16 protein-coding genes and 1 pseudogene are annotated in these 16,696 nt (G+C 51.0%); 13 read left to right on the top strand and 4 right to left on the bottom strand.

Annotation, left to right across the window (positions count from 1 at the left end):
• The first annotated feature begins 794 nt into the window (after positions 1–794).
• From PSES9_RS25605 to PSES9_RS0101105, 6 genes are all read left to right on the top strand, one after another.
• Positions 795–1,019, top strand: a complete 225-nt coding sequence (locus PSES9_RS25605; RefSeq protein WP_083840229.1) for a DUF2116 family Zn-ribbon domain-containing protein — start codon at positions 795–797, stop codon at positions 1,017–1,019.
• Positions 1,009–1,266 carry a hypothetical protein gene (locus PSES9_RS0101120; RefSeq protein ID WP_010483179.1) on the top strand — a complete coding sequence of 86 codons (258 nt, stop codon included), beginning with the start codon at positions 1,009–1,011 and terminating at the stop codon, positions 1,264–1,266. Before PSES9_RS25605 ends, PSES9_RS0101120 begins: the two co-directional genes overlap by 11 nt.
• Positions 1,266–1,499 (top strand): hypothetical protein, encoded by a 234-nt coding sequence (locus PSES9_RS24850; RefSeq protein ID WP_010483177.1) that lies wholly within the window; start codon positions 1,266–1,268, stop codon positions 1,497–1,499. Before PSES9_RS0101120 ends, PSES9_RS24850 begins: the two co-directional genes overlap by 1 nt.
• Positions 1,500–1,512: 13 nt before the next feature.
• Positions 1,513–1,992, top strand: coding sequence for a hypothetical protein (locus PSES9_RS0101115; RefSeq protein ID WP_010483175.1), 480 nt, complete (start codon positions 1,513–1,515; stop codon positions 1,990–1,992).
• 143 nt (positions 1,993–2,135) lie between these two features.
• Positions 2,136–3,413 carry a primase-helicase family protein gene (locus PSES9_RS0101110; RefSeq protein ID WP_010483173.1) on the top strand — a complete coding sequence of 426 codons (1,278 nt, stop codon included), beginning with the start codon at positions 2,136–2,138 and terminating at the stop codon, positions 3,411–3,413.
• A 362-nt stretch (positions 3,414–3,775) separates the two neighbouring features.
• The gene (locus tag PSES9_RS0101105; protein WP_010483171.1) at positions 3,776–4,033 is read left to right on the top strand and encodes a hypothetical protein; all 258 of its coding nucleotides are present in this window, start codon (positions 3,776–3,778) and stop codon (positions 4,031–4,033) included.
• A 280-nt stretch (positions 4,034–4,313) separates the two neighbouring features.
• On the opposite strand, the gene PSES9_RS0101100 is transcribed toward PSES9_RS0101105, so the two are convergent.
• Positions 4,314–5,684, bottom strand: a complete 1,371-nt coding sequence (locus tag PSES9_RS0101100; RefSeq protein ID WP_238530348.1) for a hypothetical protein — start codon at positions 5,682–5,684, stop codon at positions 4,314–4,316.
• A gap of 664 nt (positions 5,685–6,348) precedes the next feature.
• Between PSES9_RS0101100 and PSES9_RS0101095 the strand changes: the two genes are divergently transcribed.
• Both PSES9_RS0101095 and PSES9_RS0101090 read left to right on the top strand, forming a co-directional pair.
• Positions 6,349–6,708 carry a hypothetical protein gene (locus PSES9_RS0101095; RefSeq protein ID WP_010483167.1) on the top strand — a complete coding sequence of 120 codons (360 nt, stop codon included), beginning with the start codon at positions 6,349–6,351 and terminating at the stop codon, positions 6,706–6,708.
• A 180-nt stretch (positions 6,709–6,888) separates the two neighbouring features.
• Complete coding sequence (locus PSES9_RS0101090; protein ID WP_010483165.1) at positions 6,889–7,461, top strand: recombinase family protein; 573 nt, start codon at positions 6,889–6,891, stop codon at positions 7,459–7,461.
• Positions 7,462–7,692: 231 nt separating this feature from the next.
• Here the strand turns inward: PSES9_RS0101090 and PSES9_RS0101085 are convergent, their stop codons facing one another.
• A complete protein-coding gene (locus PSES9_RS0101085) occupies positions 7,693–8,067 on the bottom strand; it encodes a hypothetical protein (protein WP_138942980.1) in 375 nt (124 codons plus the stop codon).
• 64 nt (positions 8,068–8,131) lie between these two features.
• A complete protein-coding gene (locus tag PSES9_RS24225; protein WP_010483162.1) occupies positions 8,132–8,587 on the bottom strand; it encodes a hypothetical protein in 456 nt (151 codons plus the stop codon).
• Positions 8,588–9,389: 802 nt separating this feature from the next.
• On the opposite strand from PSES9_RS24225, the pseudogene PSES9_RS22860 reads away from it, so the two are divergent.
• The 3 genes and pseudogenes from PSES9_RS22860 to PSES9_RS0101065 all read left to right on the top strand — a co-directional run.
• A pseudogene (locus PSES9_RS22860) lies at positions 9,390–10,013 on the top strand (DMT family transporter); the annotation flags it as partial.
• A gap of 416 nt (positions 10,014–10,429) precedes the next feature.
• Positions 10,430–11,578 (top strand): M20 metallopeptidase family protein, encoded by a 1,149-nt coding sequence (locus PSES9_RS0101070; RefSeq protein ID WP_010483159.1) that lies wholly within the window; start codon positions 10,430–10,432, stop codon positions 11,576–11,578.
• A 32-nt stretch (positions 11,579–11,610) separates the two neighbouring features.
• Positions 11,611–13,167, top strand: a complete 1,557-nt coding sequence (locus PSES9_RS0101065; RefSeq protein ID WP_010483158.1) for an AbgT family transporter — start codon at positions 11,611–11,613, stop codon at positions 13,165–13,167.
• A gap of 227 nt (positions 13,168–13,394) precedes the next feature.
• Here PSES9_RS0101065 and cysK read toward each other — a convergent pair whose 3' ends face one another.
• Positions 13,395–14,369: a cysteine synthase A gene (cysK, locus tag PSES9_RS0101060; protein ID WP_010483157.1), complete on the bottom strand. Its 975-nt coding sequence runs from the start codon at positions 14,367–14,369 to the stop codon at positions 13,395–13,397.
• Between the two features lie 196 nt (positions 14,370–14,565).
• Here cysK and PSES9_RS0101055 point away from each other — a divergent pair, with 196 nt between their 5' ends.
• Both PSES9_RS0101055 and PSES9_RS0101050 read left to right on the top strand, forming a co-directional pair.
• On the top strand, positions 14,566–15,630 hold the full coding sequence (locus PSES9_RS0101055) for a DUF748 domain-containing protein (protein ID WP_029529305.1): 1,065 nt from the start codon (positions 14,566–14,568) through the stop codon (positions 15,628–15,630).
• Between the two features lie 150 nt (positions 15,631–15,780).
• Positions 15,781–16,626, top strand: a complete 846-nt coding sequence (locus PSES9_RS0101050; protein ID WP_010483153.1) for an AAA family ATPase — start codon at positions 15,781–15,783, stop codon at positions 16,624–16,626.
• Positions 16,627–16,696: the final 70 nt, after the last annotated feature.

The following is a 16,696-nucleotide window of genomic DNA, read 5'->3' as shown; positions in this document are numbered from 1 at the left end:
GGGCGTCACCAATGACGCCGAACTATACCTGTGATGCCCATATATCTGGGGTGCCTAAAAGACATACCTATATAAGGCAGTTTTCCCGAGCAGGGGAAGCTGCCCCTCTACTGGGATTTATCCTCACTGGGAATCTCAATTCTTGGGATGTTTACCCGGTGCTACGCACAGACAGAATAGGATGTGTATTCCATACACTGCTAACCCTCAACACCAACGCCTCCCTTCCGGTCGTACGTAGATCAATCAAAAGAAGTCAACGCAAAACCGCATTTGCTTTTGATCTTGATTACTGTGTGCATCACTTGGCAGGATGCCCCACAAAGCCACAGGAAGGCCATTACGCCAAAATCCCAGCAAAAATGGGTATAGGAAATCCTCTAGCGAAGTCTCAGGCATTTCACGCACTCTCGGCATGCACAACATAGAGAGACAACTAAGCGACCCGCAGATCGCTTATCATATATTTTTCATTTTGTACACATATTTATTGACAAGTGGCACTAACGTGCTATACTATGTGGGTAGGGTACGAAAGGTTTATCGCTTCTCCTTCTCTTGGCCCTTCGCATGGATCGTCCTCCTAGTACCAGCAGCCTCATCCTGCTCTCCAGTGCCCCGCAGTGCACAGTACGTTACTGCCCAAATTCTTAGGCCTCCTCGTGGGGCACACTTGAAGAGATTCGTTTCGGCGGTCTCTTTTCTTTTCGCCTCACACTGTGACGTTGCGTTCTCAACTGCACGGAAAATCAAACTCAAATCAAAACTATCACCAATTAAATGGAGGGCACTTTATGCCTACGATTCAACAACTCGACGCTCTGCTCAACTTCGCAGAGCTTCAAGAGCGCTTCAAACCAGTATTACACCGTACATGCGTAATTTGCGGTGAACCCCTTGCCCGAGATCAACGACCACACACTAAAACCTGTTCTTCGAAGTGCCGCTCTCGTTTATATCGTGCACGGCAGGAAGTACGTAATCGATTGCAACATGAGGAACTTCCAAATGTCGCCTAAACAGAAACGATTGCTTGAGAAACTGGAGACATCGGCCATTAAAGCGATATCAGTTCTCAATCGTGCGATTGCTGACGACTCCATGTCAGCTGCCAAAAAAGCAACCGCCGCTAATTCCCTGCTTTCCCTGTACGAGAAGTTGGCTCGATTACTGAATGAACAACACCCAGCTACGCCATCGACCACCCAAGCAGACAGCGGCATAGCTGACTTGAAAACCAAGATCAAAGCCTTAGGAGATAAATAATGAAAGACCACGAAGAAGCACTTGAAGTATTCGGATACTTGCACGCTGTCATCGATAACCCAGACTTGCCGGGAGCTATCACAGACGAGGCTAATACAAAACTTGCACAGCTACTTACTAATACAACGGTAGGCGAGCCAGTAACACGAGACGGCAATTACTTGATTCCTTCTGGATCGTGGGTACATCCCAGCCTTATCCATCCCTCAAATAACAATGTAGTTCGATACTAAAAGGAGAACACCGATGAAAATTACACACAACTTCGTTCAACAAGACTTGGACGCTTTAATTGATAATGCAATTGCTTGGTACAACTCTCGAGAGGATGTGACAAACGAGCGTGGAGCTATTACATACGTCAGCACCAATACGGCAATGGAACACCTGACAGCCTACGGAGAGTACCTTACAGCCGGGTACACGTTGCACCCAACCTATCCCGTAAGTGCTGGATTTACCAACGGTGTCGGCCTCTTCGGTTTCTATGTGGTGAAGCCTCAAGCATTACGCGACTCAGATATTGAAGCTATCAAGGCAGAGGTTGAAGCTGACTATCGTGCAAGTTTGAAAGTTAAGTATGACGCACACGTCGCTTCAATCGTGTCCGAGTCTGTAGCTCGTGCCGAAAATGAAGCTCAACGCAAGGCAGAGCAAGCACACGAGAAGCTTGTTGCAAAAGCGAAGGCGGATGCCATAAGTGCACTCGGTGAGTTCCATGCGTAAGACATGCACATGTAAAGAGTGCGGCCATGTATTCATAGCCAAGAAAGTCCAGCCATTTTGCAGCGGCCAATGTCGCTGCAATTACTCAACAACAAACCCAAAACCAAACACCCCAAACAACGCTAGCCAAGAAGGAGCATATAATGCAGAACGTAGTACAACTAGTCACTAACACCCCCGCCGCCCTATCTCAATCAACCACCAACGCCCTAGAAGCTCTCACAGGTCGTTTTGTAAGAGTCCCTAACACTACAGCATCTTATCCGAAATTTCGTGACCTACTAACAGGCTTAGATCAAGCTGACGCCGATATTCTGTGCAACTTTTACTATGGAGCAGCCAAAGGCACCGTAGATAAATTAGATAAACAGACATTACTATCTAAACTGCATTGGTGTTATGGAGAAGACTTTAAGCCAAACGGCTCAGCAATCTTAGAAGGTGGTCTGGCCAACATGTGGCAACCTCCAAAATTGAAGCCAACCGGAACGAATGACAAAGAAGAAGTCGCATTGTTCTTAGAGTTCTTAGAGCGTTGGTTTCCTGACCGCCAACAACGAAAGTACTTTTTATGGTGGATTGCTCATAGTGTAAGACGCCCTGAACAACGCATTACGGCCACCCTCTTGCTTCGTAGCGAGCATGGTGTAGGCAAAGGGTTCTTTGCCGAAACTCTAATGGCAAACTTACTTGGCCGATCATCAGTAGTTTTGTGCTCACTGAAAGACGTTGTTGGTGATTTTAATGACGTCATCGAAGGTAAGACATTCATCTTGATTGATGAAGTGTACCGATCAAAGAAAACCACAGTTGACGCACTAAAAGCAATCCAAGGCAATGCAACGTTCACACTCCGCAGAAAACATAAGCCAGTTGTGTCAATCGAGAACTATATAAATTTTGCGATCACATCTAACGACCATATCCCTCTGATGCTAGAGAGCGAGGATCGACGCTTCTGGGTTCCTGATTACATCACCCACAAAGAGGACAAGCACGAGACCGAGCAATTTATTAACAATGCTCTCAAGCCTTGGCTTGTCTCTGGTGGTTTTCAGAAGGTGCGAAACTTCTTAGAAACTATCAACTTAGATTGGTACACCCCCACAGCACCCGCACCGATGACGGAAAGCAAACAGGCCCTTATGGGCTATTCCACTGCTGACCAGATTGACGGGATACTTGAAAGCTATTTGGAAAGCCTCCAAGTGGTGACGCTGTCTTGGCTCAAACATGCATTGGAACCAAAGCTGGATCGTGAACTAACAGACATGCAAGTAAGTGGTTCGTTATTGAAGCAAGGGTGTGTAATGAAAAGAGCCAAGACTCAACGCTATTACATTACGCCCAAAGGTATCGCAGCCGGTCTAAGTTCTACGTCTAAACCTAAAGATTTAGATGCTCTCCTCCCACAAAGGTGACAGCTAAAGGTGACAGGGTGACACCTCATATCAAAGCCGTCACCCAAGCTGTCACCCTCTACAGACCCCGCCAATGCTGGGGCTTAGACCCAAAGGTGACAGGGTGACACCTGAACAAGGTCTTTTATTAGTATTGATTATGGTTCTGCGTTAATGAGGACGTAGTCCGAGTGATAGCAGAATAGTTGAGGGACGTAGTCCTGAGACGAGTTGAGTGCGTTTTCTCTCCCGCCCATCTATGGGCACATCACGCACAAAGCTATTCCCGTTGGCGTCAGCCAGCATTCTCACACACAAAACTAAAGCCACTGCTATCAGGAAAGCCATTCCTGTGGCGGAGCCATGCACAAAGGAAACCCAAGATGAAAATCGATCACACCCGCGAGCTATTGCTCGCTCAATACCACCCAGCAGCCCATAAGCCAGCTCCTGTGGAGCAGGAAGTCACCAAGGCTGCTGCCTCAGTTGATGAACAGCTAGCCTTGCTAGCCCAGCACATGCCCAACGCCGTGACCAAGGCGCTCACACTGGAAGACCTCAGCACAACCCTAGCAGCCCTGCCATTTGCCGACCGCCGTAAGGTGTTGGCAATGGCCCTCACAAGTGAGACTGCACAATGAAAACAATCACCATCCACAACTTCACTTACGGTTCTCTTGGGTCACGAACACCTCAACCAGCGAGATATGGACATCCATTGAGTTGAGTTTCTTAGGGACTGGGTAATCACACAGACCTGCACATCTATGTGCACTCGGCCTGACCAATCATTTACATCAGACTTGGCCGGATTGATTCGCGACCCTGACTTGCAGAGAACGAGCCGAAGCTACCAGTCGCGACAGGCAGCAATCCACCAGAAGCAGTCAATTACGTATCAACGAAATTAGGAACGATCCATCATGGATTGCCCGGATAGTCTTTGCTCGGAAAGATGAAAGGAGCTGCGGCGGCGTCAAGCTTATCTATTGTGATAGTAATATCATCGTCATCGGAGTCCATGCCATCAGCTACCCCAACGCTGCTGATCATAAATCCCTTCTTGAGAGCACTCGCAAAAGGGTTCATGGGGTTCGCAGGGTCATCCCATCCGTGCGCACGAGTGAAATCTTCAGTAGAAATCTCCCCTGCAAGAAGCCTAAGTAGTCCTCTAGATGAGATTGTGAATTTATTGCCTTCCATAGAATAGTTTCCCAAGTGATCGCATCCAACGCCAAGAGTTTTCAGTAGCGAGGCAGAATGATAGGCAGGGCGTAATGGCCTCGGCAAGTATGTTAAAGCGTCATTCAACGCTGCGACTAATGATTCGATTGACTTGTTCGTAGCTCGGAGAGAACGGTCTTGAGGTGGAGCGCAGACTAGCTCGTAGTTCATTTGATATTCTGCTGAGATACCAAGTGAATAATGTTGCTCATCTACGGTGACTAGTAATACAGCATCAATATTACTATTCTGACGAAGAAAGTCTTCTGAAACCTCTCTCGCAGTATAGGTATCGTGTGATACCCCTCTATTACCTCTTCTAATTAAGTCACACCCACCATCGCAAGCGATGACAACACGAAGAGAGTCTTCCGGCGCGCCGTTTAACTGCTTAACTTTGCCTTTGAGAGCGCTAAACAAAGGGTTAATATTTTTTGATGTGGCTACAGTGTAGCTAGTATGGCTGCCACCACCATTCTCCCGGTTCGGATCATAAATTATTTTAAGATTGATATTGTTTTCGTTAACTTCAAATATGGACTTTATCGAGGGGGATTCTCTGATGCTATAAATCCAAGGTTCAAGCCTTGTTTTGATGAAACTACTTATCGCAGATTTTTCAGGCAACATCAGGCGCATTTTGCTTCTTTGGCGAGGCCCTGTCGTCTCTCCACGAACATCAGTCCAAAAATTTCCGGGACGCAATCCAAGCTTAGATGCAAGTCGGATGGTTTCGTCAGTTAAATAATTTAGGGGATTCTGAGCGTCAAGCCCATCATCGGATATTGTAGTGATATCGCCAAAAATCGTTAGTGCACTGCCGTCTTTTTGTTTTATAATCCAGGGGATATCTGGACGACGTCCATTCGGCAGCGTTAGTTCGTGCTTGAGGTGCCCCACCTGTGAGAGTCCATGTAGTATTACTAACTCCCACATCATATGGAGCCGGGTGGCATCCGCAGCATTAAGTCTATTAATGATTGCAGTGAGTTGAGTGGAGCTAAGGGTTTTCGCAAGATCATTAATACGAGCTTGCATTGCTCTACGTGAAAATACGAAATTAGTCACTCATTGTCCCCACAAGCCAGTCATCGTCCGTGGGAGCATTATGACACTTCACTCGGCGAAGGGCAGTTATCGATCGAAAGCTGGCTATTAGGAGCATTCGCTTCAGCGATCGGCTTGTGTAAAACGTTTGCGTATCAAGCACCAAAGAATGGACTGGAAATCGCGCATCTATGCAAAATCTTGGTTAGCTCGAATGCGATCGACTGTCAGTGGTTGTGCAAATGGATATCAAAACGAAAAACGCAGCCACCAACAACCCACTGATAACCCATTGAAAACATAGGAAAACCGTACCAATTTCCCGCCTTCAGCACTCCCGCAGTGCCCTCCTCCTCTCCCAGCTATAAGCCACAGCCCAGCATTTTCAGGCCTTGCATGCCTTATTGCTAAACCGGGTGATTTTTCTCTCTCAGCTGGCACTCAGAATGATTTTTTACACGCAAATGCAAAATCCTCTCTCTGAGATATTCCAGACACGCACAGGAATGCTAGACGGCAGACAGAGTCAGCATCTTGTTTGGTTTGCAGGAGCTTAGGAGGCGGAGGGATAGCTTGGCGAGGTCGCGATTATACACCCAAGCAAGACACGTGCCAAGTCTAGACGACTATATGCAACTAGCGCATTATGTATCAATCACAACCAAGCGCAGAGAGCAAGAACTTTATGAACGCGAACGACAAAGAAGTGTATGAGGCACTGGCGCAGGTTCATTGCCTTAAAAAATATACTGGTCTCAGTGAAACCTTGATTCTCAAGTCCCTCATTACCGCTGGCTATATCAGCACTGTTCGTCATCAACCTATCTCTGGTGCCGTGTGGCTTTGTAATCCAGAACTGACGCATGCAGGTGTACAGCGACTTGAAGGCCTTAAGGACGCCTCAACGTTTGTATTGGTACGCTCCAGCTTCTGGCACTCTCTGCCACTTAAAATAGTTAAGCCCCTACTTTCGTGCTCCATGGAGGTATTTGTCGGCGTGCTTATAATTGTTCTGGCTGCGCTGATTACCCCAATCATTACCTAGAACCCCAGAAGTACAGACTTTAAAATCACTGCCGAACGCCAGTGTCATAAACGGTCGTTTTTGAACCCAGTTCAGACCAGTGGTATATAGGTGTCATAAAATAGAGTTGATACTTTTGACACTATCAGTCATTATGACTCTACGTTATTGACACCAGTCAACCACTAGAGGATTTCAGCCATGTCACGCACTTTTGCATATTGCCGTGTTTCCACCACAGGCCAGACCACAGCTAACCAAGTGCAAGAGATCAAAGCAGCTGGATTCGACCTTGAGCCACAGCGTGTTATTGAGGAAACAGTCTCAGGCTCTACAAGTGCCAGTGAGCGTGCAGGCTTCCATAAGCTGCTAGACCGCATGGAAGCTGGCAATGTTCTAGTTGTAACCAAGCTCGACCGCTTAGGTCGTAACGCCATTGACGTGCAATCAACAGTCCAACTGCTGGAGAGCAAGGGTATCAAGGTTCACTGTCTGGCCTTAGGTGGTGTAGACCTCACCAGTGCCGCAGGTAAGATGACTATGGGCGTACTCGCCTCTGTAGCTCAATTCGAACGTGACCTACTTATCGAGCGTACTCAAGCTGGCCTAACTCGTGCCAAATCCCAAGGTAAGATTCTCGGACGCCCTGCTGCTGTAAGTGCTGACAAAGTGCAGCTACTCAAGAATCAAGGCCTTTCGCAGAGTGCAGCGGCCAAAGAGCTTGAAGTCAGCTTGAGTACGATCAAACGTCTCTGGACAGCCAAAGCGGTCTAATCCCAGCAGACTCAGTACACCAATCTCCTCTCTGTGTGCCTGAGGCCCTGCTTATGCGGGGCTTTTTGCTTTCTGACGACTCAGATATTTTAAATTTACGACCGGCATGCATAGGCCCTAGTGGGCTGTGTTAAGCAGCGCTCCTATAGCGAAGCCCTCAACAGATATTTTCAGTATTGAAGCACCAGCAATCGCTCGATGTGCTCGGTTTTTCTGGCGGGGAAATGGGGATTAAGTTTTAAGTGGTTTGTCTCGTACCATGAGGGTGAAAGCCAAGATCATGAGAGCTATCCCTAGGATGATATGCAACCAGAAAGGCACGGAAAACCCTACGAAAAACGATGCCCCAACGATAGACAGAAATGGTGTCAGGAACGCCAGTATCGTGGCCCCAGTAAAAGAGTTAAGCGCCCAATTGGCAATTTTAGGCATCCGTCTACCAATTACTTTAAAGAGTGAACAGAGGAGGATTGCCACGGTGGTGACCATTGCAGCCAACATGCCCACTCCCCTCTCGCTACTTGGGTAACTCACGCACAACCACGGCATTGCCACCCCCGCGATAAAGGCCAACATTGGAACCCACATCCAATTATCTTTGCTCATCGCAGTACCTTAAGGGGGGATTTTTTGTATGGTTGCATCAGGCAGCTAAGCCTTTTCACTGCACTTATTGCCAGAAGCATTTACTGCGTTTTGCCTCCATCAACTGGATGGTTAGATCAAGCTCGTCATGAAGTCGTGTCCTCTTACTCTCGGGCCCGTAGTCCTTCCAGTCTTCTTTTAATCCTTTCAGAATACGCAAGCTCACCGGGAAGTACTCTTTGAAATTTCGGAGTTCAAAGACAACAGCAATCTGTCTGTCGATACGCAGTGGCATGTCATTACGTTCACGCTCAACCAGTTGTTGTATCAGTTTGTGGTATGCGTCGAAACGCCTCTCTTTGAGGTCTTGTTTCTTGATGGAAAGGTGCGTGTAGACGCTCCAGCAGAGCGGTAGAAGTACTAGCAACAACGCTAGAACACCTGAGTTAGCGTTTAGCCACGCCCACATAATTTCGAAAACATTTTTGTCTATCGGGGCCAATACGCCAAAAGGTTTGTCCGGTATGTCGTCAAAGCGCATTACATCTCCATATTGCCACTCAGGCCAAGTTAGTATTATTGGGCTTCAGAGAGCTTTAAATCGTCATTACGGTTGCTCTGAGTCTGCTAAAAAGCCAAGAGTCCCAAGCGGTACGCAGAGTACCACTTGAGTAGCAATTGAATTGCTACCATCAGCTGTCAGTCTGGGGCAGGGCTTCACAAGGATATCTGTGTAGCACAGTGTTGGAACGGGGCAGCATTGCCACCCCGCCCGTATCAGTTAGAAATCAAACTCAAACTGATACGGCTCTTCGTCACGGTGTCCGACCTTAGCCGGGTCTAGAGGGTGCAACTCTGTTTCATGCTCAAGCATGGTTGTGAGTCCTATGCATCACCGTGCCGCTCGGGTAAAGAGTCTGCGATTCAATGCCACGATATTGAAATACCGCAGCGTGTATCCCATACTCTAAACCTAAGTCGGTTACGGCTTAGTTGTGGTTAAGCGCTTGGGTATCGGTCTGCAAAACTACACCCAAGAGCGGTTCGAAAGCCCGGGGCCTTATGGCTCTGGGCTTTTTTATGCCTGCAACAATCTCAGGCAAAACGGTTTTTAGCGATCTTCTGCCCCTTGGTCAAGGCACACGAGCATCAGTAGCCAAGCCAAGAAAACTGCCTCCCATATCTAAGGATAGTTCGGAATCTTATAAGTCAAGGAAACGAGAACAACCCCTTAACAAGCCCTCCGCAACCTGCTGCTAGATCATAACTGCAAACACCAACCAAAGTGCTGTCATCCCTGCACAACTGGGGAGATTGGATATCTCAATCATAATATTGCAGACACTAGCCCGCTTATGGGCGTGCTCATCGGCATGCTGTTCTTCAGCGAAGCCCTGACCACCAGCAAGGCAGTCGGTGTTGCGTTGGGTTTATTTGGCGTCTGGCTCTTCACTCAGACCGGCCCCATCAGCGTCGACCTGCACATGCTGCTCGGCGCGGCCGCCTGCCTGGTAGCAACCACCTGCTATGGCTTCGCCGGGTTTCTGACCCGCAAGTGGATTGGACAGCAAGGCGGCCTCGACAATCGTCTCACCGCCTTTAGCAGTCTGGTGGGCGCCAGCTTGTTCCTGACCCCCTTGTTTATCGGCTCCCTGGTGATGCAGCCGCCTGTCTCCTGGGGTGGCGCCGGTGAATGGCTGTCATTGGCGGGTCTTGGCTTTATCTGCACGGCGTTCGCCTACGTGCTGTATTTCCGCTTGATCAGCGACATAGGTCCGGTTCAGGCATCAACCACGACCTTCTTGATCCCCGTGTTCGGCGTGCTTTGGGGCTGGCTGTTGCTGGACGAGCCGTTATCCTGGGCCTATGTCTATGGCGGCGCGGCTATTGCGCTGGCCTTGTGGCTGGTGGTGCGCCCAAGCCGGCCCGCTCCTGTGCCCTCGACCACACAAAGTACTGCCCGCTAATGCCATTGGCGGGGCAGTAGTGCCCTGCCCCGCTTGATGCCGAACCCTGCCGCATCGGCCGAGGCGTTTGGAACGCAACCGGAATGTGACGCAGCCAACTGGACGCGACACTCCTGCCCGACAGGCAAATACCATCATCAATATCAGGGGCTGGTGACTGTGCCAGCACTGATAGCCCGCGTTCAGTCAGCTTGATTGATGGACATGCCCACCTGCCTATGGCGGCACTGCAACTGCGCGCTCGCCCAGCACAATCCCCGTCCATGAATGTGTCGCTTGCCGAAAGATGCGCAATAGCTGGCGTTAACAGCCCGCACTCGTCATTCAGCTAGCCAAAAGGCTGGCGCGTTAATGCTTGGGTATTTCTTATATGTGACTGGCTAGTCAGTTCGTTCACTTAGAGAGCAATAACAACAATGATTGACACTAACAAGTACGTGGAACTCCGGCATGAAATCCACAAACACCCCGAACTCAAATATGAAGAAACCAAGACCGCGCAATTGGTGGCCAGAACCCTGAGAGATCTGGGCTATGAAGTCTGCGAAGGACTGGGCAAGACAGGGGTAGTTGGCATGCTGGATACCGGTAGGCCAGGCCCTTGCATTGCGTTTCGCAGCGACATGGATGCGCTGCCCATCCATGAGCAAAACTGCATTCCCTACAAGTCGACCATCGATGGAAAGATGCATGCCTGTGGCCATGACGGGCATACCGCAGCCTTGTTATGCGCCGCTGAGGCACTGCTGCAGAGAAAGGACCGGTACGTCGGAAAAATCAAGCTCATATTCCAACCTGCTGAAGAAGGTGGCGCTGGCGCCAAGGCCATGATTGACGACGGCGTTCTGCAAACCCCACAGGTGGACATGATCTTCGGCTTCCATAACCGTCCGGGCTTCGAGCAGGGCTATATCTTTGCCAAACCCGGCTCTGCAATGGGTGGCGACACCTCCATTGAAATCACCATTACCGGCAAAGGCGGACACGCCGCCATGCCTCATCTGGCCCATGACCCCATCGTTGTGGCGGCGCAGTTCATCAATCATGTCCAGGCGGCGGTTGCCAGGCAGTTATCGCCTTTGCGTTCAGGCGTGATAACGGTGTCGAGCATCCAGGCCGGTAGCAGAAAGGGCATCAATGTCATCCCGAACAACTGCAATCTGACCATCAGCTTGCGCTCCGACTCGCTGGAAACCCGTGACATGCTGGTCGCGGCAACTGAAAACGCACTGAAATCGGCATGCCTTGCAGGCGCCTGCGACTATGGCTTCAACATACTGCTGGACATCCCCGCGCTGATCAATGATGCCCAGGCAACCGACACGGCAATCAATGCCTTCCGCAAGCACATGCCTGATCGCAGGGTCGAGAAAATTGACTACATGCCCACCATGGGCGCCGAAGACTTTAGCTTTTACCTTCAAGAAGTTCCCGGGTGCTACTTCTTTATCGGCAACGGCATGGATTCAGCCTACCTGCACAACCCTCACTATGACTTCAATGATGCACTTATCGCGGTTGCAACGGATTGCTACCTGAGCCTTGCCGACGCGTTGCTGTCTTAATCTTAAAATAAAATACAAGAAGGAAAAGGCACATGAGTAAATCTGCCGAAATGGCACTGCCTGAAATGGAACATTCATCTGGCGTGCTAGGGGCAATTGAACGGGTTGGTAATAAGCTTCCACACCCGTTCTTTTTATTCTTTTACTTATCACTTATCACCCTGGTGCTTTCAGCAGTATTAAATTATTTCGGGGTTCACAGCATCAACCCTAAAACCGGTGAAGCGGTACTGGTTAAAAGCCTGGCCAGTGGCGAAGGTATTGTTCATATCTTTACCAGCCTGGTCAGCAACTTTGTCAACTTCCCGGTACTGGGCACCATTATCATTGTGATGTTCGGTATCGGTGTTGCCGATCACGTCGGGCTCATTTCAATCGTGATGAAGCAGACCGTGACCAAAGCGCCAAGGCACCTGCTGACCTTTCTGGTGTTTATCACCGGGGTTTCGTCATCCATTGCTTCAGATGCCAGCGTTTTGATTTTCACCCCCTTGGTCGCAATGATCTTCCTCTCTGTCGGCCGCCACCCTATCGCCGGAGCCGCGGCAGCATATGCAGCGGTAAGTGCTGGTTATGACGCCAGCCTCTTTGTTACCGCCGGTGATGCAATCTTCTCCGGACTTGCAACGGAAGCAGCAAGGATCATTGACCCAAATGCCTATGTGTCGCCAGTCGACAATTATTATTTTGCCGCCTGCTCGGTTGTCATTCTCGCCATTGTCGGCACCGTCATCGTCGACAAGATCGTTGAACCTCGGCTCAATCGAATCCTGCCAATGTCGGTATTGACCATCAACACAAAGGCTCAGACTTCACTGGAAGCTGCAATCACCCCTGAGGAGAAACGCGGATTAAAGCATGCGGGCCTGTTCACCCTGGCGTTCGTAGGCTTGATACTTCTGATATTGCTACCTGCGGACTCGGCATTTCGAAATGCCGAGGGCGGTCTGATTCCCTCGCCGTTCATGAAGTCATTTGTGCCCTTCCTGTTTATTTACTTCCTGGGCGTGGGCTATGTGTATGGCAAGGCGACGGGGGTAATCAAGAAGGCTGAAGATATTCCGGAAATCATGACCGGGTGCATAAAGAACCTCGCCTCGATCTTGGTGTTGTTCTTTATGATTTCACAGTTTATCGCGCTGTTTAAATGGAGCGGGATCGGCAGTTTGATTGCCTTTGAGGGCGCAACTTTTCTGACTTCGCTGGGATTAACCGGTTATAGCTTGATCGTCGGCTTCATTTTGCTCACCGCGCTGATGAATATCTTCATGACATCAGGTTCTGCGCAGTTTGCCTTATTCGCACCGATTTTCATCCCCATGCTGATGCAGTTGAATATCGAGCCTGCATTCACCATGGCCATGTTCCGCGTGGGAGACAGTACGACCAATATCATTTCCCCGCTGTCGCCATATTTCGCCGTGGTATTGGCCTTTATGCAGCAATACTATCCGAAGTTGAGACTAGGGACTCTGATGGCGACCATGTTGCCGCTGTCGCTGGGTTTCCTGGTGTGCTGGACAGCGTTCATGCTGTTGTGGACGATGCTTGGCTTGCCGGTGGGGCCGAATATCTATATGCACATGTAGCCGCTACAACCCGGGGTGGTCGAGGCATGGAACTCGACCGCCCTGGTCCAGGTTAATGCGTTGTAGTGCGTGCCTGTGAGCATAGATGCGGCGATGCGGCACCCGGCCACAAAGGCAAGCACATTGGGAGCGCGCTAGCCTTGAGGAAAATCATGCCGGTGCATTGCTCGGGCGCGCGGCTTTCATGCAGAGCAGCCGCATCCTTAGCGGCTGCGGCCTTCAGGCTACTACTGGACCATTTCCTGATCGCTGAACATATCGCTGAACAACATGCTCGACAGGTAACGCTCGCCAGAATCCGGCAGGATAACCACGATCGTCTTGCCTTGCATGTTCGGCTCATTGGCGATTCTCATTTCCACGGCCATGGCCGCGCCACAGGAAATACCGCAGAGAATGCCCTCCTCGCGCATCAGGCGCAGCGCAACGGCTTTTGAGTCTTCGTCACTGACCTGCTCAACCCGGTCAACCATGTCCAGATCAAGGTTTTTCGGTACGAACCCCGCGCCTATGCCCTGGATCTTGTGCGGACTCGGCTTGACCTCGTCACCCGCGATGGTCTGGCTGATAACCGGGGAACTGGTGGGCTCGACAGCGACCGAAAGGATCGGCTTGCCCTGGGTCTTCTTGATGTAGCGCGAAACCCCGGTAATGGTACCGCCAGTACCTACGCCGGAGACCAGCACATCAATTGCACCTTCGGTGTCATTCCAGATTTCCGGGCCCGTGGTCTTCTCGTGAATCTCCGGATTTGCCGGGTTCTCGAACTGCTGTGGCATAAAGTATTTGCCACTGTCCGACTGGGCAATTTCAGTGGCTTTTTCGATAGCGCCCTTCATGCCTTTGGCTGGCTCGGTCAGCACCAACTCGGCACCAAGCGCTTTAAGTACCTTGCGTCGCTCAAGGCTCATCGACGCTGGCATGGTCAGCAACAGTTTGTAGCCACGCGCAGCGGCCACAAACGCCAGGCCAATACCGGTGTTACCGGAGGTTGGCTCGACAATGGTCATGCCGGGCTTGAGAACGCCGCGTGCTTCCGCATCCCAGACCATGTTGGCGCCAATCCGGCATTTGACTGAGTAGGCAGGGTTGCGACCTTCGATCTTGGCAAGAATGGTCACCCCTTTGGGGCCCAGGCGATTAATCATCACCAGCGGTGTATTGCCGATGGCTTGTGCGTTGTCTGCAAAGATGCGGCTCATGATGGGATCCTTGTACGGAGTTAGCTGATTAGCCTATGACGCAAGCTTGCGCGCGTCCAGTAGCCAGGCAACTTCTGCAACATTAGGCCGCGAATAATCACAACCGTACAGGCCAGCACGGCGCTCCAAGCGTGCACATCCAGCCCAATGGGTTGATTACTGGAAACCAATTACGCGTTAGCGAGTCAGTTTAATTATGAGAAAACGTTTCGCTATACCTCTGTGGACTCTAATCAGCATCGCCTGCCTGTTGGTGGTGCTGCACATTATGCTGCCATCATTGGTGCGTGATTACCTTAATGAACAGCTCGCCGACATGGGTGATTATCGCGGGCATATCACCGATGTCGACCTTGCGCTGTGGCGCGGCGCCTATCGCATTAACCAGTTGAACATCAGCAAGGTCAACGGCAAGGTCCCGGTACCGCTGCTGGAGGCACCATCAATTGACCTTTCGGTGAGCTGGAGCGCTCTGTGGAACGATCATGCCGTGGTTGCGAGTGTGGTGTTCGAGCAGCCTAAATTGACCTTTGTCGATGGCGGCAATGCCGCAGCCTCGCAAACCGGTGAAGGGGTCGACTGGCGCCAGCAACTCAAAGCCTTGTTGCCCATCACTCTCAATGAAGTCAGGGTCAACCAGGGCACCCTGGCCTTTCGCAACTTCAACTCGAAACCGCCGGTGGATATAAAAGCCACCCAACTGAATGCCACGCTGTTGAATCTAAGCAATACCAACGCCAGCAAAGCGCTGTTGCCGGCGAGTTTCGAGGCCACCGCTAAAATCTTCGGCAACGCGCCACTGCAAACCAGCGCCAAACTCAATCCGCTGGGCAAGCTGGATGATTTTGACCTAAAGCTGCGCGTTACCGATATCGAACTCAAGCAACTCAATAGCTTCACCCGCACCTACGCCGACTTTGACTTTGTCAAAGGCAATGGCGACTTCGTCATGGAGCTAGAGGCGCGTAAAGGCAAGATCGATGGCTATGCCAAGCCATTGCTGCGTGACATGGAGATTTTCGACTGGCAACAAGATGTCGAGGCCGAGGATAAAAACTTTTTCAGCGGTATCTGGGAAGCCCTGGTTGGCAGCGGCGGCTGGCTGCTGAAAAACCACAGCAAGGACCAATTCGCCACCCGCATCGAGATTGCCGGCGACCTCAACGCCTACGACGTCAGTAACTGGCAGGCCTTCAAATCGATTCTGCGCAATGCCTTCGTCAAGGCATTCAGTAATCGTTTCGACTCAACCCGGCAATGACCGGTCCCAAGGAACGTTTGCAAGGTGACTCGCCATTCAGTGACTGAATACCCCGTCTTCGTTCACAGCGGCCCAACCGGCACGGTATAGTTGGGCTTTAACCCATTGACCCGTGGCGATTACCCGGGCGTACCGGTGTGAGGATTTAGCATGAAGTTCGAAGGCACTCAGTCATACGTCGCAACCGACGATCTCAAGCTTGCGGTTAACGCTGCCATTACCCTGGAACGCCCGTTGCTGGTCAAGGGTGAGCCTGGTACCGGCAAGACCATGCTGGCCGAGCAACTGGCCGAGTCCTTTGGCGCGCGCCTGATCACCTGGCACATCAAATCAACCACCAAGGCCCACCAGGGCCTGTATGAATATGACGCGGTCAGCCGCCTGCGCGACTCGCAACTCGACTCCGACAAGGTCCACGATGTACGCAACTACATCAAGAAGGGCAAACTCTGGGAAGCCTTTGAATCCCAAGAACGAGTCATCCTGCTGATCGATGAAATCGACAAGGCCGACATCGAATTCCCCAACGACCTGCTGCAAGAACTCGACAAGATGGAGTTCTACGTTTACGAGACCGATGAAACCATCAAGGCGGTCCAGCGCCCGATTATCATCATCACCTCGAACAACGAGAAGGAACTGCCGGATGCCTTCTTGCGCCGCTGCTTCTTCCACTACATCGCCTTCCCCGATCGGGACACCTTGCAGCGCATCGTTGACGTGCACTACCCGACCATCAAGAAAGACCTGGTCAGCGAGGCCCTCGACGTGTTCTTCGATGTGCGCAAGGTGCCGGGCCTGAAGAAGAAGCCTTCGACCTCCGAACTGGTTGATTGGCTGAAACTGCTGATGGCCGACAACATCGGCGAAGCGGTATTGCGTGAGCGCGACCCAACCAAGGCGATTCCGCCGCTGGCCGGGGCCTTGGTCAAGAACGAGCAGGATGTTCAACTGCTCGAACGCCTGGCCTTTATGAGCCGCCGCGCCGGTCGCTAATTGTCCGATCGTGGCGACTCCGCTCGGCCGGTCGCTCTCGGGCGAGAGCCCGTGTAGAGAGTCCTCGCTG

This window comes from Pseudomonas sp. S9 (assembly GCF_000222125.1).
GTDB classification, from domain to species: domain Bacteria; phylum Pseudomonadota; class Gammaproteobacteria; order Pseudomonadales; family Pseudomonadaceae; genus Aquipseudomonas; species Aquipseudomonas segetis.
This window is presented reverse-complemented; position numbering and strand designations above follow the sequence as displayed.